Genomic DNA, 23556 nt, shown 5'->3' on the forward strand with positions numbered 1-23556 from the left:
GGCCTCCCGCGCCAACGGGTCCAGATCGGCCAGTGGCTCGTCGAGCAACAACAGCCGCGGCCGCTTGCCCAGCGCCAGCGCCAGCGCGACCCGCGTCCGCTGCCCACCGGACAGCGTGCCCACCTTCGCGTGGACCGGCACCCCGGCCTGCTCGACGAGGTGCGAGGCGTACGCCTGGTCCCAGGTGGGGTTCGTGCGTGCCCCGAACAGCATCGTCTCGGCCACGGTGAGCTGCCTGTACAACGGCTTCTGCTGGGCCAGGTAGGACACCGCGGGATGCAGCCCCCTGCCGTTCGGCTGGTCGCCGAACACGGAGATCGACCCGGTCGACGGGCGCAACATGCCCGTGATCAGCCCCATCAACGTGCTCTTGCCGGCACCGTTCGGGCCGACCAGGGCCACGATCCGGTTGCCGGGGATCACCAGGGACGCCGGTCCCAACGCCCAGCCCCTGCGGTACCGCTTACCCACGTTCTCGGCGAGCACCGGGTCCGGGTTTCCTCGCACGGTCACGGCCACCTCCTCTCGTCATCGACGAGCTGAAGGTAGCACGGTTCACTATTTAAATAGTGAACCGGGTGACCGGCACCTCCCGGAGGCAACCTGTGGGCTGCCGCGGCGTCCTGAATGGGGGCGTTGTGGTGGAGATTCCCGAGAGCCGAGTCCGTTGTGGACGGTTCCGGACCGGGTCACGTCCTGGTCGTCGCCCGTGCCGCGATGCGGGAGATCTCGATGCACGCGAGGTCGCGGACGTAGCGGCTGGAGCGACCGTCCTGCGGGGTGACGAGCGTGGGCCGGGTGAGCCGGCGGCCGTTGTAGCGGGTGGCGAGCAGGGCCGAGCAGGAGCCGAACTCGGGGTCCACCTCGGCCCAGGACAGCGCCACGCGGAAGCCGTCCTGCGAGCTCGCGATGACGACGAAGCTGAGCTTGTCCATCTTGCTGGCCTGGTCGAGACGCAGCACGACCCTGCCGAGGACCTCGTGCAGCGGCACGCCCTGGACGCAGTGCACCTCGCTCACGCGGGTCGTCCGGTACTGCACGTTGACGGGCTCGCGGGCGTGGGCGTCGAGGTGTGCGGTGGAGAAGGTCCATTCGTCGCTGATGTCCCCGGTGACCAGGACCTGGTCGTCGGGGACCGGGGTGCGCGGTGACGGTACGCGTGCAAACGAGAGGTCCACGCTCTCCACGGTACGACGCCGAACGGTTCAGCAGAAGGCGAATTCTCCGGTTCGCCCGCATGAACGCATCTGCGGCGAACGCAACCCCGGCGATGTCGTGGCAGCGGAGCGAGATCACGATTAACTCCGCAAACACAGCTGAGTCTTGCTTCCGCAAAAGCGGAACCTAGGATGGCTGTCGTGCCGAATTTGCGGATCAGCGAGGCTGCTGTGCTCATGGGGGTCAGCGATGACACCGTGCGCCGGTGGATCGAGAACGGGCGCCTGGCTTCCTTCGTCGGGGAGAACGGCCGCAAGGCCATCGAGGGCACGGAACTCGCCGCGTTCGTGCAGCGGATGTCCGAGACCGCCGAGCTCGGCACCACCGTGGCCGCATCCGCCCGCAACCGGATGCGCGGCATCGTCACCCGCGTCCTCAAGGACGGGGTGATGGCGCAGGTCGAGATGCAGACGGGGCCGTTCCGCATGGTGTCGCTGATGAGCCGTGAGGCCGCCGACGAGCTCGGTCTGGAAGTCGGCAGCATCGCCGTCGCTTCGGTCAAGTCCACTCATGTAGTCGTAGAAATCCCGGAGGCCTGAGGTCATGTCCAGAATCGCGCGCGGAATCGTCGTCACCGCAACGGCCGCGCTGGCGCTCGCGGGCTGCGGCTCCGGCGGGCAGACCGGCAGTGCGCCGTCGTCGGGCTCGGAGGCGCCGACGGTCACCGGCGACGTCACGGTGTTCGCGGCCGCGTCCCTGACCGAGACGTTCACCCAGCTGGGCAAGGACTTCGAGGCCGCGAACCCCGGCACGAAGGTCAAGTTCAACTTCGGCGGCAGCTCGGCGCTCGCGCAGCAGCTCAACCAGGGCGCGCCGGCCGACGTGTTCGCCTCGGCCGCGCCGACGAACATGAAGCAGGTCACCGACACCAAGACCATCACGGACACGCCCACCACGTTCGTGAAGAACAAGCTCGCCATCGCGGTGCCCAAGGGCAACCCCGGCAAGATCGCCGGTCTGCCGGACTTCGCCAACGCGGACAAGAAGATCGCGTTGTGCGCGGAGCAGGTGCCCTGTGGCGCGGCGTCGAAGAAGGTCTTCGAGGTCGCCAAGGTGACGCCCGCGCCGGACACGCTGGAGCAGGACGTCAAGGCCGTGCTGACCAAGGTCTCGCTCGGCGAGGTCGACGGCGCGCTGGTCTACAAGACGGACGTGAAGGCCGCCGGGGACAAGGTCGAGGGCATCGACTTCACCGAGGCCGACCAGGCCGTGAACGACTACCCGATCGCACCGGTCGCCAAGGCGCCGAACGCGGCCGCGGCCAAGGCGTTCATCGAGTTCGTCCTCTCCGACAAGGGCAAGTCGGTGCTGGGCGCGGCGGGCTTCGTCAGCCCGTGACACGGCGCCGAGGGCGGGGACGACGTCCGGTCGTCCCCGGTCCGGCGTGACGCGGTGCTGCGTCGGCTGGAGTACCTGGTGGCGCCGGCCCGCGAGAAGCACTTCGCGCGGGCCGCGGAGTCCTGCCACGTGTCGCAGCCGTCGTTGTCGGCCGGCATCAGGAACCCGTGGCGCGGCTGTTCGCGCACGAGTGCGAGCATCGTCCACTCCGCCAGGGCGAGCACCATGTGACGAAGCCTGTTCGGATTCTTTTCTGCCGCACGGGCGGGCGTGTCCCGGACGCGCCTGCGGGTCGGCGCCGTCCGTTGTGGTCGCACCTGAGGATCAAGGTCGAAGTCGCTGCGGTGCAAGGGTTTCCGAACCCGCATAGGCTTCGGGCAACCCGAAGGTCCAAGGAGAACGAAGTGCGTCTTTCGACCCGCAACCAGCTCACCGGCACCGTCGCGTCGATCAAGGACGGCGCCGTCATGGCCGTCGTCACCGTGGACCTCGACGGCGGCCAGCAGGTCACCGCGTCGATCACCATGGACGCCGTGGCGGACCTGGGGCCGCAGGTCGGCCAGCCGGTGACCGCGCTGGTGAAGTCGACCGAGGTCATGATCGGCGTCGAGTGAGGACCCGGTAACCGGACGGACGTCCGCGTCGGGCACCGTGTTCGCATGCGTCCGGAGTGCTGCCTCGACCTACTGCTGTCCACTGTGGAGGACGGGCGTTACGTGTCGGAGACGGTGGCGCTCGACGTCGGCTGATCGGCGAACTCGCGGTTCCCGGAGTTCTCGCGTCCGATCGTCGAAAGCGAAAGGCCGCAACCGCACGCGCACGGCATGCGCGCGGACGCGGCCGACCTGATCAGCGGACGAGTCGGCGGATCTCGTCGGCGACGAGCGACGGATCGGTGATCGGGACCATGTGCCCCGAGTTCGGCGCGAGCACGTGCCGGCCGCCGGCGTCCAGGGCGGACGCGCGGTGTGCGGCGGTGACGGCCTGACGCACCTTCGCGCCCATGCCCGCCGACCCCAGCGCGCCCGAGATCACGACGACGTCGATGCCGGACAGGTCCGGTGGGTTCTCCAGGAGGGCCCGCAGGTCGCCGACGACGTCACCGAGTTCTGCCTTGCGCGTGCGCATGGTGGCGACCGTGAACCCCTCGCGGCGCATGTCCTCCCGCGCGTCGGCGGGCAGGGCGCTCAGCGTCGAGCGGTAGGCGGTGGCGAGCAGGCCGAGGCGGGCCAGGAGCGTGCTGCCCACCTGGCCGATCGTCTCGACCGCGCGGGCTGCTCGGCTGAACACGAGGTCGCAGCGTTCGTCGGTCGGGTCCACCAGGACGAGGCCGGCGACGCGGTCTTTGCGTTGTGCCGCAGCCGATCGGACGACCGGGCCGCCCCAGCTGTGGCCGACGAGCACCACCTGGCCGTGGTGCGCGTCGATGACGTCGACGAGGTCGCGTGCGAGGTCTGCAAGTCGTCGCTTGGCCGCGGGCGCGCTGCGGCCTAGTCCGCTGCGGTCGTAGACGACGGACGGCAGCGCGAGGTCCTGTTGCACCAGCGCCCAGTACGACCGGTTCGCGGCCAGGCCGCTCTCGAAGATCACCGTGGTGTCGCCGGTGCCGGTGCGGCGTTGCGCGTGCAGCGTGCGACCGTCTCGGGTCGTCACGGCAACGGGTTCGCCTTGCGTGTGCGTCATGTCCGAACTTCCTGGGGAGTGGCGGTGGGGCGCAGCGCGGGGTGCAGCCAGACGAAGAGCGTTGCCACCGCGCACAACCCGGCGGCGACGGCGACGGGCAGCCACGACGCGATTCCGTAGAGAGTCGTGCCGGCGAGCGGTCCGATGACGAACGTCAGGCCGGTCACCAGTTGCACGAGTCCCGCGACCGCGCCCTGCTCGCCGGGGCCGACGAGCAACGTGGGTGCGGTGGTGAATCCTGGTGTCGCGAGGCCGAGACCTGCCGCGAGCACGGCCACCGCAACGGTGATCGACCACAGGTGGCCCGCGGCGAGCAGCGCGAGCATGCCCGCCACCGCGATCGGGGCACCGGCGCGCAGCAGGCGGGCGGCGGGCCAGCGCAGCTTCGGCACCACGGCGCCCTGCGTCGCGACGAGGACGACCCCCGCGGCGAAGCTGACGGCGCCGGTCGCGGTCACCGTGCCGGCCGCGTCGAGGGCCAGCCGGTCCTGGATCAGGAACCCGAGCACGATCAGCACGACGCTCAGCGCCACGTACAGGGCGAACCCGCACACCAGCACCGGCCACAGCCGCCGGTCCCACAGTCGCAACGAGCCGCGCTTCGCCCGCGCCGCGACGCCGGGGGAGTGACCCCGTGCGCCGGGCAGGGTGAGCGCGATCAGGGCCAGGGCGAGAGCGAGCAACGCCGGTGCGGCCCACACCGGTCCCAGCAGTCCGGCGAACCCGAGCGCGCCGCCCAGTGCGGGGCCGAGTGCGATGGCGAGTCCTTGTGCCGCACCGACCTGACCGATCCGGCGGGTGCGGGCACCTTCGTCGGCGGTGATGGTCGAGATCAACGCGATCGCCGCGACCGGCACGGCCCCGATCCCGGCGCCGAACAGCAGGCTCCGGGTGACCAGCATGCCCACGAGCGTGGCGGTGGGGGACAGCGCTTCCGCGACCGCCGCCTGCGCCACCACGGCGAACCCCACCAGGCCGAGCAGGGACAACGTGACCCCGCACAGCAGCACCGGCCGTGGACCGTGCCGGTCGACCGCGCGCCCCCACGGCACCGCCGTGGCCGCGAACACCACGGCCGCGCCGGTGATCACCGCTCCGATCGCGACCTCGGCCAGCCCCAGCGTGCGGGCGAGCGGCGCCAGCACCGGCGACAGCGCCTGCTGCGCGGTGAACGCCACGAGCACGCTCACCAGCAACGCGGGAACCACCCGGTTTCCCTTCACCCCAGCCCCCTTGATTACGCCGTAAACTTGAGTAAGGGTCACCTAAGTAAGATGCGGAAGTCAAGGGCGTGTCGAGGTCGACCGGCAAGGCGGGAGCGGCACAATGACGTCCATGTCCGATCGCGAGCCGGACCGCCCGGAGGTGCCCGCCACCTCGGCGGCGCGGGTGCGGGAGCACGGCCCGCTCAAGCGACCGGTCGTGTCCCGCAGACCCGCCCGTCCGGCGCTGACCCGGGACCGCATCGTCGGCGTCGCGATCGGCGTCGCCAGGGCGGAAGGCGTTGCCGCGGCGAGCATGCGCCGCATCGGCGAGGAACTGGGGACGTCGCCGATGGCGATCTACCGCCACCTCGCCGACCGGCAGGAGTTGTTGCTGGCCATGCTGGACGAGGTCGCGGCGAGCATCGTGCTGCCCGACCCGGTGGACGACCCGCGCACCGAACTCACCGCGATCATGACCGCCGCGCACGCCGCGTTCCGGCGCGATCCCTGGGTCGTCGAACTGCTGCTGGTGGACGGACTGGCCAGCCCGCTCATCCTCCCCGCGGTCGAACGCGTCTTCCTCGCCCTCGAACACGGCGGCCTGACCGGACGTGCCGCTGCGGCCGGGTATTCCTTGCTGTGGCACTACCTCTACGGCGAAACGCTCTCGGCGCAGCACGACCGGCCGGACACCTTCGCCCGTCAGATGACCGAAGACGCGCTCTTCGCCTACCCCGCCATCGGCCGGGTCGCGGCCGCGCTCCGGCCCACCGGCGACCGGGACTTCTTCGCGGGCAACCTCGCCCGCCTGGTCAACGGACTCCTCATCACGCCGGACGAGACGACCGGTCCCTGACGCGCGACCGGAGATCGACAACCAGGTCACCGGCAGTGGTTCAGAACACACGAACAATCAATTTAGGTAAGGCTAAGCTCCACGCCGAGCGGCGGACGGGGCCCATTCGTCCGCCTTGGTGAAGTGCCGTGGTGGGCGGAGGAGCGGGGTTGTCGGTGGGGGAGGCGGACGTGCGCGAGGCGGAGGTTGTCGTGGTGGGCGGCGGAAACGCCGGTTACTGCGCGGCGCACGCGGCGGCTGAGCGCGGGCGACGAGTGGTGCTGCTGGAGAAGGCGCCGCGTGCGCACGCCGGCGGGAACAGCTACTACACCCTCGGTTCGACCCGGCTGGTGCACGACGGTCTCGACGACCTGATCGCCGTCCTCGAACCGGACGAGCGGCACGCGCGCACCGAGGTCCCGCCGTACTCGGCGGCGGAGTTCCTGGACGATCTGGAACGGGTCACCGGCGGGCGGGGCGACAAGGAACTCGCCGAGGTCGTCGTCGAAGGCTCGCGGGACGCGGTGCGCTGGCTGCACTCGTTGGGGCTGCGATTCCGGCTGATGTACGACCGGCAAGCCCACGTGGGGCCCGACGGGACTTTCGTGTTCTGGGGCGGATCGCACGTGTCCAACGTCGACGGCGGACCCGGACTGATGTCGGTGCACGAGGACATCGCGGCACGGCTCGGGATCGAGGTGCGCTACGACAGCGCGGTCACGGGGCTGATCACCGAAGATGGCGCGGTCGTCGGTGTGCGGATGGGCGAGGAAGAGCTCCGGGCCGAGTCGGTGGTGATCGCCAGCGGCGGTTTCGAGGCTAACCCCCAATGGCGTCAGCGGTATCTCGGAGACGGCTGGCAGAACGCGAAGGTGCGCGGCACGCCGTACAACACCGGTGACCTGATCCACGCGGCGCTGGAGATCGGCGCGGATCGTGGCGGTGACTGGTCGACCTGCCACAGCGTGCCGTGGGACGCGTCGTTTCCCGAGAACGAGAGCAATCGCGAACTGACGAACCGGCTCAGCCGGTACGGCTATCCGCTCGGCATCGTCGTCAACCGCCTGGGGCAACGGTTCTTCGACGAGGGCGCGGACTTCCGCAACTACACGTACGCGAAGTACGGAAAAGTGATCCTCGAACAGCCGGGTTCGGTGGCGTTCCAGGTGTTCGACGCGAAGTCGCGCGCGATGCTGGCGGCGTACGAGTACGAGATGCCCGGCATCGTCCCGTTCGTCGCCGACAGCGTCGAGGAACTCGCCGCGGCGATGGACGTCGACGTCGACGGATTCGCGCGGACGGTGCGGGAGTTCAACGCGTCGATCGACACCAGTCGTCCGTTCGACCCGACGATCAAAGACGGCCGCAGTGCGACGGTCGAGCCCGTCAAGAGCAATTGGGCATCGGCAATCGAGGCGGCGCCGTTCTACGCGTATCCGGTCACTTGTGGGATCAGTTTCACTTTCGGTGGTCTTCGCGGTGACGTCGACAGCCGGGTGCTCGATCAGTCGGGCGATCCCATTCCGGGACTTTTCGCGTGCGGGGAAACGCTCGGAGGACTGTTCAGCGCGAACTATCCGACGGGTGCCGGCTTGATCGCGGGAATGGTGATGGGGCGACGTGCCGGCGCGCTCGCCTGAACCGCCACTCGGCGCGCGGGCACGCGTGCGGCGGGGTTCCTCGGTGGCGTGGAAGGTACGTCGACCAAGGTTAGGCTTGCCTAAATCATGTGCTAGGGTTGGCCCTCGATGAGAGATGGTCGGTCATTGTGCTGTTCGTGTTCGACCGGTGGTAAAAGGGGCCAATCGCCAGATGACTGCGAATGAGTTGATCGAGGGTGGTGACCGTCGTCTCGGATCGGGAGATCCGGCCGGCGGTGAGGTCGACGTTCTCGGTATCGGTTTTGGCCCGTCGAATCTGAGCCTGGCGATCGCCATTCAGGAATTGAATGAGCGGCGTCGCGGCGGCCAGCCGCTGACGGCGAGGTTCGTCGACGTCCGGCCGCGGTTCGGGTGGCACGACGGGATGCTGTTGCCGGGCGTGACCATGCAGATCAGCTTCATGAAGGACCTGGTCTCGCTGCGGAACCCGATCAGCCCGTTCACGTTCCTGAACTACCTGCACGAGCAGGGCCGGCTGTCCGACTTCATCAACCTCAAGACGTTCTTCCCGACCAGGCGCGAGTTCCACGGCTACCTGAGCTGGGCGGCGAGCCGGATCGACCTGCCGGTCTCCTACGGCACGAGGGCGACCCGCATCGACTGGCGTGACGGGAAGTTCGAGGTCACGCTCGAATCCACAGCCGGCCCCGAGGTGACGCGGGTCGCGGCACGGCACGTCGTGCTCGGGTCCGGAATCCGGCCGGTGCTGCCGGCGGGGATCGAACCGGGCGACCGGGTGTTCCACAACCACCAGCTGCTGAACCGGCTGGCCGAACTGCCTTCGCGGCCGCACGGCCGTTTCCTCGTCGTGGGGTCCGGGCAGAGCGCGGCGGAGGTCGCCGCGTACCTGCACGACTCGTACCCCGACGCGGAAGTGCACGCGTCCTTCCGCCGGTACGGCTACAGCCCGTCCGACGACACGCCCTACGCCAACCGCATCTTCGACCCGGAGGCGGTCGACGAGTTCTACACGGCGCCGCCGGAGCTCAAGCAGCAACTGCTGGCCTACCACGCGCAGACCAACTACTCCGCCGTCGACGCCGACCTGATCAAAGACCTCTACCGGCGCGAGTACGACGAACGCACGCGGGGCGCGCGGCGGCTGATCGTGCACCGGGTCACCGAGATCGAGCGGTTGAGCGAGGGCTCCGACGGGGTCTCCGTGACGATCCGCGATCTGGGCAACCGGGGCAGCACCGAACTTGAGGTCGACGCCGCCGTCTTCGCCACCGGGTTCCGGGCCGCGGACACCCGCGGCCTGCTCGGGCCGAGCATCGACGGGTCGTCCTCGTTCGAGGGCGACCTCCCGATCGTCGAGCGCGACTACCGGCTGCGGCTGCGCGGCGTGCCCGAACGGATCTTCCTCAACGGCGGCGTCCAGCACAGCCACGGGTTGACCTCGTCGCTGCTGTCCAACGTCGCGATGCGCGCCGCCGACATCCTGCGGGCGATCACCGACGAGCAGCCCGACCACTCCGCCGCTCCGCAACGACTGCCCGCCGCGATCCGCACCGACCCCCGCTAGGACGAGGAGCAGCACTGATGGCCCAGAACCCGTTCGACGACGACAACGGCTCCTTCTACGCCCTGATCAACGGCGAGGAGCAGCACTCGTTGTGGCCGACGTTCAAGCCGGTGCCCGCCGGGTGGAGCATCGCGTACGGCGAACCCGACGGCAGGCCCCGTCAGGAAGTGCTCGACTGGATCGACCAGAACTGGACCGACATCCGGCCGAAGTCGTTGCGGGACCACATCTCCCGGCACGAGGCAGCCGGCGCCGGCACCTCCGATGCCGCTCTCGCCTAGCCACACCTCTTTGCACAGCAACACCTTCCACTGATCGACCTGAACCCACCCGCACAATTCATGGAGGAGCCGGACATGCTTCGCGTCGTCATGGGCGGAAAGATCCACCGCGCCACCGTCACCCAGGCCGACTTGCACTACGTGGGTTCGCTGACGCTCGACGCAGACCTCGCGTACGCGGCGGGCCTGGTCGAGGGCGAGAAGGTTCAGGTCGTCGACATCACCAACGGCGCCCGGCTCGAGACCTACATCATCATCGGGGCCGCCGGCAGCGGCGAGATCTGCATCAACGGTGCGGCGGCGCACCTCATCCACCCCGGTGACCTGGTGATCATCATGTCCTTCGTGCTGGCGGAGGAGGCCGAACTGCTCAGCCACCAGCCCAAGGTCGTCCACGTCGACGCCGACAACCGCATCGTCGCGCTGGGCAACGACCTCGCCGAGCCGGTCCCGGGAGCGGACGGGCAGGTCACCGGTCGCGTGAGGTGACTTCGGCACGGAGCCGCCGCCGCGGCCGGGTTCCCGGAATCGGCGGCGGAAAGCCGACGCTCACCATCTGGTGTTTGAGGTAAGCATTACCTAATATTTCCCGGGGCTCGCGTCGCTGGAACGCGGCCCCTCCGTTCGGAAGAAGAAGATCGGAAAGGCCCGCCCCCGGCATGCCGAAGACCTCACGCAGTCTCACGGTGCACCCTCTTTCCTTGCGAGAGGTCGAGGTCGTGCGGGTGGTGGACCTGACGCCGGGCATGCGCCGGATCACGCTGAGTGGCGAGCAGCTCCGCGAGTTCACGTCGGCGAACGGCTTCGCGCAGCCCGCCTTCGACTCCAGGGGTTTCGACGACGACATCCGCCTGGTGTTCCGGCACCCCGGCCGCGCCGAGACGATTTTGCCGGTGCAGCAGGAGAAAGGCCTGGACCTGCCGAGGAATCCGCGGCCCCTGTCGAAGGTCTACACGGTGCGCCGCTGGGACCCCGAGGCACGCGAACTCGACGTGGACTTCGTCCGGCACGGCGTCGGCGTGGGCACCACCTGGGCATACCGCGCCGAGGTCGGCGACCGCGTCCACTTCTACGGCCCGAGCGCGTCCCGTGCGCTCCCGCACGACGCGGACTGGCTCCTCGTCGCCGGTGACGACACCGCGCTGCCCGCGATCGGCCGCCTGCTCGACGAACTCCCCGGCGACGCGCGGGCCCAGGTGTTCGTCGAGGTCGCCGAGGACGCGCATCGGCTGGAACTGCGGGCGCTGCCGCACGTCGAGGTGACCTGGTTGGTGCGCAACGGGGTTGAGCCGGGGACGACCGGCCTCCTGCGGGATGCGGTCGCGCAGGCCGACTGGTGGGAGGGGCGCCCGTTCGCCTGGGTCGCGGGAGAGCAGACGACGGTGCGCGATCTGCGCCGTCACCTGGTCGAGGACCGGGCGGTGCCGAAGGGGGACGTCGAGTTCACCGGGTACTGGCGTCGCGGCGAGGTCGTCGTCCTGGAGACCGACGGCGCGGTGCCCGACCCCGAGAAGTCGTTGACACCGTTCGAAAAGCTGCACGACTTGACCGAACTGATCCGGCCGATCGCCATCCGCACCGCCGTCGAACTCGGCGTGCCCGACCTGATCTCCCGTGGCGTCACCGGTGTCGCGGACCTGGCGAGCAAGACCGAGAGCGACGAGCGCGCGCTGGGCAAGCTGCTGCGCTACCTGCACTCCGCGGGCATCCTGACCGGGACCGAGCCGGGCCACTACGGCCTGACGTCGGTGGGCGAGGTGCTCACCAACGAGTTCGTCGCCGACACCCTGCACACCAACGGAGTCGTGGGCCGGGAGATGCTCGGCATCTACGGCCTCACCGAGTCGATCCGCACCGGCCGTCCCTCCTACAAATCGGTGACCGGGCAGACCTTCGCCGACGTGCGCGCCGAACAGGGCTACGAGGACCGCTACCTGGAGCGCCTGGCGAAGTTCCAGTCCGCGCTGGCCCTGTCGATCGCCCAGTCCGACCTCCTCACCGGGGTCCGGCAGCTGGTGATCCACTCCGGCGGCGCGGCGGCCCAGGCGCGTGAGTTCGTTGCGGTGCACGAAGACCTGAACGTGACGATCTGCGCGCTGCCCGCCCAGGCCGACTGGCTGCGCCGCGACCTGCCCGACACCATCCCCGACGACCAGCAGCGCGCGCGGGTCGGCGTGGCCGAGCAGTCCGTCTTCGAACCGGGCCCGGCCGCGGACGTCGTGTTCATCAGCCGCGCCCTCAAAGCACTGCCCGACCCGGACGCCGCCCACGCGTTGCGCCGTGCGGCCGAGAACCTCCTGCCCAGCGGCCGGGTGCTGCTGATCGAGGAGGTCCTCGACCCCGCAGCCCTGGACGAGCACGACGGCGAGGCGGACCTGCTCGGCCTCACCGCGCACGGCTCCGGTCTGCGCACCGCCGCCGAACTCGACGCGGTGATCACGCGCGCCGGACTGGTTCGCACGACCAAGCACACCGTCGGCTGGGGCACCACCGTCCACGAACTCGTGCCCGCTGACACCCACTGACCCCCGCCGTGCCCCAAAGAAGAAGAAAAGGATCCGCACACCCATGACCACGACACCCCAGAGAGGGCGCGGAGCGGCCGTGACCGCCGCGATCCTGAGCGCCGCGCTCGTCCTCACGGCCTGCGGCAGCGCTGACAGCGGTAGCGGCGACAACGCCGCCAAGTCCGGCGAGACGCGCACCATCAAGGCCGGCAACGGCGACATCAAGGTCCCCGCCGCCCCGCAGCGGGTCGTCACGATCGGCAACACGGACCTGCCGTTCATCGACATGGGCGGCAAGCCGGTGGGTGTCACCGAGGCGGCCGAGTCCGAACTCGGCCTGCTGCCGGAGGACCAGCGCGCGACGTACCAGAAGGCCACGAGGCTCGGCCAGGAGGTGGACCTCGAGAAGGTCGCCAGCCTCAAGCCGGACCTCATCCTGGTCCAGATCCCCGACGACGAGTTCAAGAAGATCGAGACGCAGCTCGGATCGATCGCCCCCACGGCGTTCTGGGGACTCGACACCGAGTGGAAGGCGCTGGCCGAGGGCCTCGCCGAGGCCGGCAACGTGAAGGACGCGCTCACCAAGCAGAAGTCGGACTACGAGGGCCGCGTCGCCAAGATGAAGCAGACGTACGCGGACGCCATCGCGAACACGAAGTTCGTCAACCTGGACCGCTACTCGAGCTCCGACCCCGGGACGTACGTCATCGGCGACATCGGCTGCGTCGAGATCGCCCAGGACGACATCGGCTTCAACTTCCCGAAGGCGCCCGCCGGCTCTGACCCGCTGGCCTACGCGAACCTGCCCTTCGAGCAGCTCGCCGAGCTGTCCAAGTACGACGTGATCACCTACCCCGCCGACGCCCAGGGCAAGGCGACCGAGGTGTTCTCGCCGGTGGTCGAGACCAACACCTGGAAGGCGCTGCCGTCCGTGCAGGCCGGCAAGGCTCTCGGCGTCTTCTGCCCCGGCAACAACTCCTACGGCGCCGTGCTGCGGTACCTGGAGTCGCTCGACAAGGCACTGGCGACCCTCCCCGCCAAGAAGTGACCGATCTCGCGCTGCGACGACCCGCCGGTCCGGGCACCAGGAAGGTGTCCGGACCGCGTCGTCGTCTGATCGGCCTCGCTGTCGCGCTCGTCGTGCTCGCGGTGTTGCTGGTGGCGAGCATGATGATCGGATCGACGGCCATCGCGCCCACCGTGGTGTGGGACGCCCTGTTCCACCCGGTGAACGACATCGACCAGTTCGCGATCCGGGACTTCCGGCTGCCGCGCACCGTGGTCGGCTTGGTCGTGGGGATGGCGCTGGGGCTCTCGGGGGCGTTGATCCAGGCGTTGACCCGCAATCCGCTGGCCGATCCCGGCATCCTCGGACTGGACGCGGGCGCAACCTTCGCGGTGACGGTCGCCGTGGGCCTGCTCGGCATCCGCCAGATCCAGGGCTACATGTGGTTCGCCTTCGCCGGAACGCTGTTCGTCACCCTCGTGGTGCTCGTCCTCGGATCGACCCGGCGCGGCCAGTCGCCGGTGATGATGGTTCTTGCCGGGCTGTGCGTCGGCTCGGTGTTGCACGGTGCCGGTTCGGCACTCGAGCTGACCAATCCGGATGCCTTCGACGCGATGCGATCCTGGAACGCCGGGACGATCGTGAGCCGCCCGCTCGACCTGCTCCTGCCCACCCTGCCGTTCTTCGCGATCGCGCTCGTGCTGATCTTCGCGGTGGCAGGCCCGCTCAACGCCATGGCCCTCGGCGACGAACTGGCCACGGCCCAAGGCGTCCGACTGGTGCGCACCCGGATCCTCGCGATCATCGCGCTGACCCTGCTCGCCGGCGGTGCCACCGCGATCGCAGGGCCGATCGGCTTCGTCGGACTGATGGTCCCGCACGTCGCGCGCTGGATCGTCGGCCCGGACCAGCGCTGGATCTTCGCCTACAGCGCGCTGCTGGCCCCGATCCTGCTGCTGGCCTCCGACATCCTCGGGAGAGTCGTGATGCGGCCCGCCGAGATCCCCGTCGGCATCGTCACCGCGTTCGTCGGCGCCCCGGTGCTCATCGCGTTGGTGCGGCAGAAGAAAGCGAGCGGACTGTGAGCGTGCGCAGCGGACTCGATCCGCATGCCGGTTCCTCCCGGACCGGGACGAGCCGGGTGGACTTCGGGCGGCGGGTGCTGGTGCTGCGGCGCCGGCGGTTCGCGGTCCGGCTCGACCTGCGCTCGGTCGTCGTGTCCGCGGTCCTCGTGCTGGCGGTCGCCTGCATGGCCGTGCTCGCGCTGATGACCGGCTCGTACCAGCTCAGTCCCGGCGAGGTGATCTCCGCGCTGACCGGGGGGACGACCGGGCTGGTGCACGACATCGTGGTCGAGTGGCGGCTGCCCCGCGTCCTCGCGGCGCTGGTGTTCGGTGCCGCGCTGGGGGTGAGCGGCGCGCTCTTCCAGTCGACGATGCGCAACCCGCTCGCCGATCCGTACATCATCGGCTTCTCCCAGGGCGCCTACACCGGGGCGCTGGTCGTGATCCTGCTCGTCAACGGAACGTACTGGCAGTTGTCCGGTGGAGCCCTGATCGGCGGGACCGTGACGGCCATCGCCGTGTACCTGCTCGCGTACCGGCAAGGCGTGCAGGGGTTCCGCCTGATCGTCGTGGGCATCGGCATCTCGGCGATGCTCGCCTCGCTCAACACCTGGCTGATCCTCAAAGCCGACCTGGACGAGGCGATGGCGGCCGCGACCTGGGGAGCCGGGTCGCTCAACGGCGTCTCGTCGGGCCAGGTCGCCTTCGGCGGCGCCTGCATCGCCGTGCTCCTGCTGCTGGCGGCGCTGTCGAGCAGGTCCATGCGGCAGCTGGAGTTGGGTGACGACGCGGCCGCGGCCCAGGGAGTGCGGGTCTCGGCGACCCGGCTCGGGCTGATCGTGCTGGGGGTGGCGTTGACGGCGACGGTCACCGCCGCGTCGGGACCGATCGCGTTCATCTCCCTGCTCGCACCCCAGATCGGACGCCGGTTGGCCCGCAGCGCGGGGATCACCCTCGGTTCCGCCGCCCTGTTCGGCGCGCTGCTCTGCCTGGCGGCGGACTACCTCGCCCAGCACGTCGCCCCCACTCCGTTGCCGGTCGGCATCGTCACCGTCGTGCTCGGCGGTGGCTACCTCGGCTGGCTGCTGATCATCGAGGCCAGGAGACGCCTTTGAGCACCAACACCAGCGCCGTCGACGGTCTCGCCGCAGCGGGAGACGCACCCGCGGCCAGTTCGCACCCGAGCGGCTCACGTCTGCACGTGGAGTCGGCGACGATCGGCTACGACAAGCGCGTCATCTCCCGGGACCTGTCGGTGGCGATCCCCGACGAGTCGTTCACCGTGATCGTGGGTCCGAACGCGTGCGGCAAGTCCACCCTGCTGCGCGGCCTGTCCCGGCTGTTGAAACCGTCTGCCGGGCAGGTCGTTCTGGACGGCGCGGACATCCACTCCTTCAAGACCAAGGAGGTGGCGCGGCGGGTCGGGCTGCTGCCGCAGTCCTCCATCGCCCCCGAGGGCATCACCGTGGGCGATCTGGTGGCCAGGGGCCGGTACCCGCACCAGGGGTTCGCCCGGCAGTGGACCGAGGCCGACGAGCAGGCCGTGCTGCGGGCGATGGACCAGACGTCGGTCACCGAGCTGTCCGGCCGCCTGGTGGACGAGCTGTCGGGTGGTCAGCGCCAGCGGGTGTGGGTGGCCATGGCGCTCGCGCAGCACACCAGCATCATGCTGCTCGACGAGCCGACCACGTTCCTCGACATCACCCATCAGATCGAGTTGATGGAGCTGTTCACCGACCTGCACCACGTCGGCCACACCCTGGTCGCCGTGCTGCACGACCTGAACCACGCCGCCCGCTACGCCACGCACCTGATCGCCATGAAGGACGGGCACGTCGTCGCGGAGGGCCCGCCGTCCGAGATCGTGACCGCCGACCTCGTGCACGAGGTGTTCGGACTGCGGTGCCTCGTCGTGCCCGATCCGGTCGCCGGCACGCCCTCGGTCGTGCCGCTGGGCCGGGAACGCCCGCCTGGGCGTCCCACGTCCTGACCTTCGTTTCTGCGGTGTATCAAGAGAAGTGGGTGTGCTTCCGTTGACGGCTTTCGATCGTGTGCGGCTGACTGCGAGCCAGCGCGGCAACTGGGTGGCACGGAAGCTCGCTCCCGAGGCCTCGGTGTTCTGCGCCGGTCAGCTGATCTGGCTGGACGGCGCGGTCGACCCGGCCGCGTTCGCGTCAGCGGTGAGCACTGCCTTCGCGGAGACCGACACGCTGCGGGTTCGTTTCGGTGACGACGACGGCGTCCCGTTCGGCTACGTCGACACCACGACCACTCTCTCGACGGAGATCGTCGACGCCGGACTCGGCGATGACCGGGTCCGGGTGCTGGCCTGTGAACGCCTTGCCGCTGCCGGGGAACCGAGGACGACCTCGGCCCTCGTCCGCCGCGAGAACGGCACCTGGGCGTGGATCCTCGTCACCGACATCCTGCTGGTCGACGGCTACAGCATCTCGCTGTTCATCCGTCGCGTCGGCGAGGTCTACTCCGCGCTCCGGGCAGGCGTTCCGGTACCGGACCCGTGGTTCGGCAGGCTGACCATCACCGAGCCCGACGGTGCCGGTGCCGCAGAGGACGTCACGTACTGGAGTGATGTCCTCGGGATCGAGAACTCCGGCCACGGGGAGGACCTGGCGGAGGTCTTCACCTCGTCGAGCCGGCCGGTGGTCGTCCCGGCACCCGATGACACCTACGCGTTGGTTCAGCAGTTCGCCCGCACCGCAAGGGTTTCCTGGACTGACGCCCTGATCGCGTTGTGGGGCGTGTACACCGCTGTCGTCGAGGGTCGTGACAGCGTGGCGGTCCGGGTTCCCCTGATGTTGCGCGACGATCGCGAGTCGTTGAAGACGCCGAGCGCGATCTCGCGGGCGATGCCGGTTGCCACCGCGATCAGTCCGCAGCACGTCTTCGCCGATGTCCTCGGTGTCGTCACGGGCCAGTTGAAGACCTCTCGGCGGCACACGACTGTCGAAGATCACCAGCTCGCTCGGCTGTGGGGCGGTGGTCAGGCCTCGTACCTCGTGCTGCCGACGATCAACATCAGGCTCTTCGAACCGATGTCGAGCCTGGGTGACGTTCCCGCGGTCTCCGAAACGATCAGCACCGGCCCGGTCGGGTCGCTCGACCTCGCGGTGTATCGCAACGCCGACAAGGGAATCCGGCTGGAGCTGACCACCGGGTCCGCCACCGGCGACCCGGTGCGGCACGCCGACCGGTTCAGCCGCTTCCTCGACGCCGCCCTCCGCGGTTCGCCCGCCCGGACCCTGTACGACCTGAGCACCGGAATCGCACCGGATGCCGAGGGGACGCGAGGCGAGACGCTCGCCATCGAGCCGTCCACAGTGGACGCGTTGGTGCGTCGGCGGGTCGAGGCTGATCCGGACGCGGTCGCGATCGTGGCCGATGGCGTCGAGCTCACTTACGGCCAGTTCGATGCTCGGGTGAACGCCTTCGCGCACGCCCTCATCGATGACGGCGTGCGGGTCGGTGACCGCGTTGCGATCGCCATGGCGCGCTCGGTGGACCTGGTCGTGGCGCTGGCCGGGGTGTTGCGTGCGGGGGCGGCCTACGTGCCGATCGATCCGGGATATCCCGTGGAGCGCATCAAGTACATCCTCGACACCGCCGCTCCTGCGCTGGTCGTCACCGAAGTTCAGGACCTGGCCGCCGGTCCGCACACCGCGCCCGTGCTGGATCGGCCGCTGAGCGAGTTCGACGCGGCCGTGGTGATCTTCACGTCGGGTACGACGGGCAATCCGAAGGGTGTGACCCTCACGCACCGCACGCTCGTCAACCGCCTCGCGTGGGGCGAGCGGGTGCTGGACCACCGGGCCGGCGATGTGGCGTTGTCGAAGAGCGGCGTGGGTTTCGTCGACGCGGTGACCGAGTTGTTCGGGCCGATGATCGCGGGTGCCCGAATCGTTGTCGTGTCAGCGGAAACCGCGCAGGATCCGGCGGGTCTGCTCGCCACGGTCGCCCGGCATCGGGTCACGCATCTGCTGACCGTGCCCAGCCTGGCCGACGTGCTCGTCCGTCACGACGACGCACCTGCGGCGTTGGCGTCGGTCCGGTCCTGGGTTTCCTCTGGTGAAGCACTCACTTCGGGCACCGCGGACACGATGCGAACTACCGCGCCGCAAGCAACCCTGCACAACTTCTACGGCTCGTCCGAGGTCACCGGTGACGGCACGGCGGTCGTCATCGTCGGCGACACCTCGATCGGTGTGCCGGTGGCGAACACGACGGCGCACGTTCTCGACGCGTGGTTGCGTCCGGTGCCGGTCGGGGTGGCGGGTGAGCTCTACCTGGGTGGCGTGCAACTCGCGGACGGATACTTCGCCCGGCCAGGCCTGACCGCCGACCGATTCGTGGCCGACCCGTTCAGCGACGACGGCGGACGGCTGTACCGCACCGGCGACGTGGTGCAGTGGAACTCCTTGGGGCACCTGGAATACCTCGGTCGCAGCGATGATCAGGTGAAGATTCGCGGGTACCGGATCGAACCCGGCGAGATCCGTGCGGTCCTCGAACGGCACCAGGACGTGTCGGGTGCGGCGATCGTCGCCCTGGACCACCCGGCCGGCGGGAAGTACCTCGCCGCGTACGTCACCACGACCACGGACGCGCTGTCGTTCGACGCACTCCGCGAGTACCTGGCGAGCTCGGTGCCGGACTACATGGTGCCCACGACGTTCACGCGCCTGAACCGACTCCCCGTCACCCCCAACGGGAAGCTCGATCGCCGCGCGTTGCCGCAACCGGACCTCGCCGCGGGTGCGGCCGACGGCCGAGCGCCGCAGACCGCCACCGAGATCGCCCTCGCCGGCATCTTCCGCGACGTGCTGCACCTCGCCGACGACACGAACCTGGGCGTGGACAACGACTTCTTCCGCCTCGGCGGACACTCGCTGCTCGCCACCCGAGTCGTCGCCCGCGCCAACGCGGTGCTGGGCATCGCACTCACGTTGCGCGACGTCTTCGACCACCCCCGGATCAGCGACCTCGCCCTCATCGCGGACACCTCCACCGCACCCACCGAGACGTCCGGCCCGCGCATCGGCGACCTGCCGCGCCCGGCCGTTCTGCCGGTTTCCCACGGCCAGCAAGCACTGTGGCTGATCGATCAGCTGGGTGGGCCGGGTGGCCGGTACGTGGTGCCGGTGGTGCTGCGGCTGGGCGGCGCGCTGGATCCCGATGCGCTGATCACGGCGGTGCGGGACGTGGTGTCCCGGCACGAGGCGTTGCGCACGTTGTTGGTGGAGGAGGACGGCACGCTGCGGCAGGTCGTCGTGCCCGCTGACGAAGCGGCAGACCGGCTTTCCGTGCTCGTCGAGGACGGGACGAGTGTGGACGCGGTGGTGCAGGCCCGGTTCGATCTCGCGGCCGACCTCCCGATCCGCGTCGCGCTGCTGCGGGCCGACGCGGACGACTGGGTGTTCGTCATCGCGGTCCATCACCACGCGGTGGACGAATGGTCGTTCCCGTCGCTGCTGAGCGACCTGTCGACGGCCTACGCGGCGAGGGCGGCGGGGGAGGAGCCGGGCTGGGCGCCGTTGCGGGTCCAGTACGCGGACTACGCGATCTGGCAACGCGAAGTCCTGGGCGAGGCGGCGGATTCGGGTTCGCTGCTGTCCCAGCACCTCGACCACTGGCGTGACGTCCTCGCGGACGCGCCTGACGAGTCCACGATCACCCCGGACCGGGCCCGCCCGGCGGCACCGAGCCACCTCGGCGCGGATCTGCGGTTCACCGTCGATCCTCAGGTCGTGACCGGCCTGCGCCGGGTCGCGGACGAGCAGGGCGTGAGCATGTTCATGACCCTGCAGGCCGCGACCGCGCTGACCGTGTCGGCGTTGGGCGCCGCCAAGGACGTGGTGATCGGGTCACCGGTCGGCGGACGCACCGAGGACGGCCTGGAAGACCTCGTCGGCTACTTCGTGAACACCCTGCCGATCCGCCACCGGTTCCGCGCCGACGAGTCGATCACCGACGTGCTGCGCAACACCCGGCGGACGGTGCTCGACGGGTTCGAGCACCAGGCCGCGCCGTTCGAGGCGATCACCCGCGCACTGGGCACCGAACGAGCCGTCGGCCGCAACCCGCTGTTCCAGATCATGCTCACCCACCGCGTCGCGGACAGCCGCCGTCCGAACGGCCTGCGCATCGGGAACGTCCTCACGACACCGAGTCACGCGGCGGTGGGCGCGGTCAAGACCGACCTCGACCTCGACGTCTTCGACTCGCTCGACGGTCTGTCGGGGAAGCTCGCCTACGCGACCGATCTGTTCGACGGCGCCACCGCCGAGCGGTTCGTCGCCGTCTTCACGTCGGTGCTGGAGAAGATCGCCGCCGGTCCGCAGACGCGGGTCGGCGACCTGGACCTGTTGCCCGCACAGGAAACGCGGCAACTGGACACTTGGTCGAGCGGCGACACGGCCGACGTTCCCGCGACGACGCTGGACGAGTGGATGCGCCAGCAGGTCGCGGCGAGCCCGGACGCCGTCGCTGTGATCGCGGACGACGGCGTCGAACTCACCCGTCGCGAGTTCGACGCGCGGGTCAACGCTCTCGCCCACGTCCTCGTCGAGGAGGGCGTGCGGGTCGGGGATCGGGTCGCGGTCGCACTGCCGCGTTCGGCCGACCTGGTGGTCGCCCTGGCCGCGGTGATCCGCGCGGGCGCGGCGTACGTGCCGCTCGACCCCGAGTACCCCGCCGACCGCGTCCAGCACATCCTCGCGGACGCCGCACCACGGGTGGTGCTCACGGACCGGCATGTCGAACTGGTTCGCCAACGCCTCGACGCCGGTGTGATCGACCCGCCACAACTCTCGCGTCCGCTGCTTCCCAAGGACGCCGCGTACGTGATCTTCACTTCCGGCACCACCGGACGCCCCAAGGGCGTGCAGATCACCCATCAGGCCATCGTCAACCGACTGTGGTGGATGCGTGATCTCTACGGGATCGGCGCGGCGGACCGGGTGCTGCTGAAGACCCCGTTCACGTTCGACGTGTCGGTGTGGGAGTTCTTCCTGCCGCTCGTCACCGGCGCGGTGGTGGTCGTGGCGCAGGAGGGCGGGCACAAGGATCCGCAGTACCTGCTCGACGTGATCGATCGTCGCGCGGTGACGGTCACCCACTTCGTGCCGTCGATGTTGCAGGCCTTCCTCGCCTCGGACCCGGACCGCAAGTCGGTGGCTTCGATGCGCCGGGTGTTCTGCTCCGGCGAGGCGTTGCCCGTGTCGCCCGCGGCCGGTGCCGTCGCGTTGTTCGAGAACGCGGAGCTGCACAACCTCTACGGGCCAACGGAAGCGGCCGTCGACGTGACCGCTCACCCGGTGGTCCGGGCCGGGCTCGCCGACGCGGTGGGCGTGCCGATCGGCGTTCCGGTCGCGAACACGACGACGCGGGTTCTCGACGCGTGGCTGCGTCCGGTGCCGGTCGGGGTGGCGGGTGAGCTCTACCTGGGCGGGGTGCAACTCGCGAACGGATACGTGTCCCGCGCGGGCCTGACCGCTGACCGGTTCGTGGCTGATCCGTTCAGCGACGACGGCGCGCGGTTGTACCGCACGGGCGATGTGGTGCAGTGGAACTCGTTGGGACAGCTGGAGTATCTCGGTCGCAGCGACGACCAGGTGAAGATCCGCGGCTTCCGGATCGAACTCGGCGAGATCAGCGCCGTCCTGGAACAGCACCCGGACGTGTCGGGCGCGGCGGTCGTCACCCTGGACAACCCGGCCGGGGGGAAGTACCTCGCGGCCTACGTGACCACGGCCGGGGCTGCGGAGGACGCAGAGCTGTTCGACGCGCTGCGCGAGCACCTCGCCCGGTCGTTGCCTGACTACATGGTGCCCACGGCGTTCGTGCGCCTGGACCGGTTCCCGGTCACCGCCAACGGAAAGCTCGATCGCCGCGCGTTGCCGCAACCGAGCCTGGCCGCCGGCAGCGCCGACGGCCGGTCACCGGAGACCGACGCCGAGATCGCCCTGGCGGGCATCTTCCGCGACGTGCTGCACCTCGGCGACGACGTCGAACTGGGTGTGGACAACGACTTCTTCCGCCTGGGTGGCGACAGCATCTCCGCAGCGGGAATCGTGGCCCGTGCCCGTGCGCACGATCTGACGTTCAAGCTGTCCGAGGTGTTCGCGGGGCGCACGATCGGCGCTCTCGCCGCGCTGGTCGAGCCGCCGGACACCGTTGCGGCGGAACCGGTTCTCGTGCCGACCTCCGCCGCCCTCGAACGCCTGCGCGAGGCCGACCCCGCACCGGGCGAGTACGTCTTCACCGAGCTCATCACCCTGCCCGCGGAGTCGACGGTCGCCTCGTCCTTCCGCTCGCTCGTCGCCGCCACGGACGCGCTGCGCCTGTCGGTCGACACTTCCGGCCGGCGGCTCTGGTTCACCCACCTGCTGCCTCCGGACGCGGTCCAGCCCCAGCTCGTGGAGTTGCCCGCCGACACGGACGTCGACGCGCTCAGGGCGGCCGCGGTCGATCTCGTCGACATCTCGGCAGGCCGCCCGGCGGCCCTCGCCTGCACGCCGACGGTCGCGGTGCTCGCCGTCCACGCGGCCATCGTCGACCGAGCCTCGCTGCACCTTCTGGCACAGGCACTTCAGCACGCGGAGGTGTCGCGCCCGGCAGCTCTCGTCCCGGCGCTCGAAGCCGTCGAGGCGGCCGGTGACGCGGTCGCCACGGACGGGCTCGACCGCTGGAAGGGCCTGCTCGCCGGTGCCCAGTCGATCGACGAGCCCACCTTCGCCGACCACGTCTCCATCTTCCGCTGGGACAGCGCTCTCGCCGAAGACGTTGTCAGCAAAGCCATCCGCGACGCGCTCCGCTCGACCGGCATCGCACCGCTGATCGGCGGCGTGGTCGACGAGGACGTCCCGCTGACTCCCGGGAACGCGATCGGTCCGTTCACCGCGACCGCCACCGTCGCTCTCGACGAGGCCGAGCCGGCCAAGACCGCCGAGCTGGCCCTGTTGCGCTACCACAACAAGGCCGGCCGCCGAGCGTTGCGGCGCGCCCCTTCGCCCGCGGTGATCCTCACACGGGTCTACGGGGACGCCGGGGCACCGGAGGGCGTCGAGCGGTTGTACCGCGCGGTCATCCGGTACCACCTCGGCCCGGACGCGACGACGATCACGTTCCTCGGCTTCGCGGAACAGGTCGCCGACGATCTTCGAGCAGCTCTGGCTGATCAACTCCGTTGCTAAAGTCTTGATGTCCGACCACGAGGA

18 protein-coding genes and 1 pseudogene are annotated in these 23556 nt (G+C 69.8%); 15 read left to right on the forward strand and 4 right to left on the reverse strand.

Annotated elements, in window-relative coordinates:
* Positions 1-3 precede the first annotated feature (3 nt).
* Positions 4-519: pseudogene (locus tag JNUCC0626_RS06445) on the reverse strand (ATP-binding cassette domain-containing protein); the annotation flags it as partial.
* Positions 520-689: 170 nt separating this feature from the next.
* The gene (locus JNUCC0626_RS06450) at positions 690-1178 is read right to left on the reverse strand and encodes a molybdopterin-binding protein (RefSeq protein WP_394618740.1); all 489 of its coding nucleotides are present in this window, start codon (positions 1176-1178) and stop codon (positions 690-692) included.
* 180 nt (positions 1179-1358) lie between these two features.
* Between JNUCC0626_RS06450 and JNUCC0626_RS06455 the strand changes: the two genes are divergently transcribed.
* From JNUCC0626_RS06455 to JNUCC0626_RS06470, 4 genes are all read left to right on the forward strand, one after another.
* Entirely contained in the window at positions 1359-1757 is a 399-nt protein-coding gene (locus tag JNUCC0626_RS06455) for a TOBE domain-containing protein (RefSeq protein WP_394618741.1), read from the forward strand.
* Between the two features lie 4 nt (positions 1758-1761).
* Complete coding sequence (modA, locus tag JNUCC0626_RS06460; protein WP_394618742.1) at positions 1762-2556, forward strand: molybdate ABC transporter substrate-binding protein; 795 nt, start codon at positions 1762-1764, stop codon at positions 2554-2556.
* A gap of 54 nt (positions 2557-2610) precedes the next feature.
* On the forward strand, positions 2611-2787 hold the full coding sequence (locus JNUCC0626_RS06465) for a LysR family transcriptional regulator (RefSeq protein ID WP_394618743.1): 177 nt from the start codon (positions 2611-2613) through the stop codon (positions 2785-2787).
* Positions 2788-2960: 173 nt separating this feature from the next.
* Positions 2961-3170, forward strand: a complete 210-nt coding sequence (locus JNUCC0626_RS06470; RefSeq protein WP_394618744.1) for a TOBE domain-containing protein — start codon at positions 2961-2963, stop codon at positions 3168-3170.
* Between the two features lie 235 nt (positions 3171-3405).
* Here the strand turns inward: JNUCC0626_RS06470 and JNUCC0626_RS06475 are convergent, their stop codons facing one another.
* Positions 3406-4239: an alpha/beta fold hydrolase gene (locus JNUCC0626_RS06475; RefSeq protein WP_394618745.1), complete on the reverse strand. Its 834-nt coding sequence runs from the start codon at positions 4237-4239 to the stop codon at positions 3406-3408.
* A complete protein-coding gene (locus JNUCC0626_RS06480) occupies positions 4236-5462 on the reverse strand; it encodes an MFS transporter (RefSeq protein WP_394618746.1) in 1227 nt (408 codons plus the stop codon). The genes JNUCC0626_RS06475 and JNUCC0626_RS06480 overlap by 4 nt, the downstream gene beginning before the upstream one ends.
* A 112-nt stretch (positions 5463-5574) precedes the next feature.
* Between JNUCC0626_RS06480 and JNUCC0626_RS06485 the strand changes: the two genes are divergently transcribed.
* The 11 genes from JNUCC0626_RS06485 (at position 5575) to JNUCC0626_RS06535 (ending at position 23532) form a co-directional block, all read left to right on the forward strand.
* On the forward strand, positions 5575-6300 hold the full coding sequence (locus tag JNUCC0626_RS06485) for a TetR/AcrR family transcriptional regulator (RefSeq protein WP_394618747.1): 726 nt from the start codon (positions 5575-5577) through the stop codon (positions 6298-6300).
* Between the two features lie 155 nt (positions 6301-6455).
* Positions 6456-7919, forward strand: a complete 1464-nt coding sequence (gene tcuA, locus JNUCC0626_RS06490; protein ID WP_394618748.1) for an FAD-dependent tricarballylate dehydrogenase TcuA — start codon at positions 6456-6458, stop codon at positions 7917-7919.
* A 172-nt stretch (positions 7920-8091) separates the two neighbouring features.
* A complete protein-coding gene (locus JNUCC0626_RS06495; RefSeq protein ID WP_394618749.1) occupies positions 8092-9465 on the forward strand; it encodes a lysine N(6)-hydroxylase/L-ornithine N(5)-oxygenase family protein in 1374 nt (457 codons plus the stop codon).
* Positions 9466-9482: 17 nt separating this feature from the next.
* On the forward strand, positions 9483-9746 hold the full coding sequence (locus tag JNUCC0626_RS06500; protein WP_394618750.1) for an MbtH family protein: 264 nt from the start codon (positions 9483-9485) through the stop codon (positions 9744-9746).
* A gap of 75 nt (positions 9747-9821) precedes the next feature.
* Positions 9822-10235, forward strand: coding sequence for an aspartate 1-decarboxylase (gene panD / locus JNUCC0626_RS06505; RefSeq protein WP_394618751.1), 414 nt, complete (start codon positions 9822-9824; stop codon positions 10233-10235).
* A 212-nt stretch (positions 10236-10447) separates the two neighbouring features.
* A complete protein-coding gene (locus JNUCC0626_RS06510; protein WP_394618752.1) occupies positions 10448-12271 on the forward strand; it encodes an SIP domain-containing protein in 1824 nt (607 codons plus the stop codon).
* A gap of 79 nt (positions 12272-12350) precedes the next feature.
* The gene (locus JNUCC0626_RS06515; RefSeq protein WP_394618753.1) at positions 12351-13301 is read left to right on the forward strand and encodes an ABC transporter substrate-binding protein; all 951 of its coding nucleotides are present in this window, start codon (positions 12351-12353) and stop codon (positions 13299-13301) included.
* A complete protein-coding gene (locus JNUCC0626_RS06520) occupies positions 13298-14344 on the forward strand; it encodes a FecCD family ABC transporter permease (RefSeq protein WP_394618754.1) in 1047 nt (348 codons plus the stop codon). The genes JNUCC0626_RS06515 and JNUCC0626_RS06520 overlap by 4 nt, the downstream gene beginning before the upstream one ends.
* A complete protein-coding gene (locus tag JNUCC0626_RS06525) occupies positions 14341-15438 on the forward strand; it encodes a FecCD family ABC transporter permease (RefSeq protein WP_394618755.1) in 1098 nt (365 codons plus the stop codon). Before JNUCC0626_RS06520 ends, JNUCC0626_RS06525 begins: the two co-directional genes overlap by 4 nt.
* A gap of 80 nt (positions 15439-15518) precedes the next feature.
* On the forward strand, positions 15519-16313 hold the full coding sequence (locus JNUCC0626_RS06530) for an ABC transporter ATP-binding protein (RefSeq protein ID WP_394621978.1): 795 nt from the start codon (positions 15519-15521) through the stop codon (positions 16311-16313).
* 43 nt (positions 16314-16356) lie between these two features.
* Entirely contained in the window at positions 16357-23532 is a 7176-nt protein-coding gene (locus JNUCC0626_RS06535) for an amino acid adenylation domain-containing protein (protein WP_394618756.1), read from the forward strand.
* The last annotated feature ends 24 nt before the right edge of the window (positions 23533-23556 follow it).

The sequence above is a fragment of the Lentzea sp. JNUCC 0626 genome (genome assembly GCF_043632865.1).
In the GTDB taxonomy this organism is placed as follows: Bacteria; Actinomycetota; Actinomycetes; order Mycobacteriales; family Pseudonocardiaceae; genus Lentzea.

Coding starts and splice junctions, on each gene's coding strand:
- panD (WP_394618751.1), top strand. CDS start 9,822: ATGCTTCGCGTCGTCATGGGCGGAAAGATCCACCGCGCCACCGTCACC.
- JNUCC0626_RS06495 (WP_394618749.1), top strand. CDS start 8,092: ATGACTGCGAATGAGTTGATCGAGGGTGGTGACCGTCGTCTCGGATCG.
- modA (WP_394618742.1), top strand. CDS start 1,762: ATGTCCAGAATCGCGCGCGGAATCGTCGTCACCGCAACGGCCGCGCTG.
- JNUCC0626_RS06500 (WP_394618750.1), top strand. CDS start 9,483: ATGGCCCAGAACCCGTTCGACGACGACAACGGCTCCTTCTACGCCCTG.
- JNUCC0626_RS06485 (WP_394618747.1), top strand. CDS start 5,575: ATGTCCGATCGCGAGCCGGACCGCCCGGAGGTGCCCGCCACCTCGGCG.
- JNUCC0626_RS06475 (WP_394618745.1), bottom strand. CDS start 4,239: ATGACGCACACGCAAGGCGAACCCGTTGCCGTGACGACCCGAGACGGT.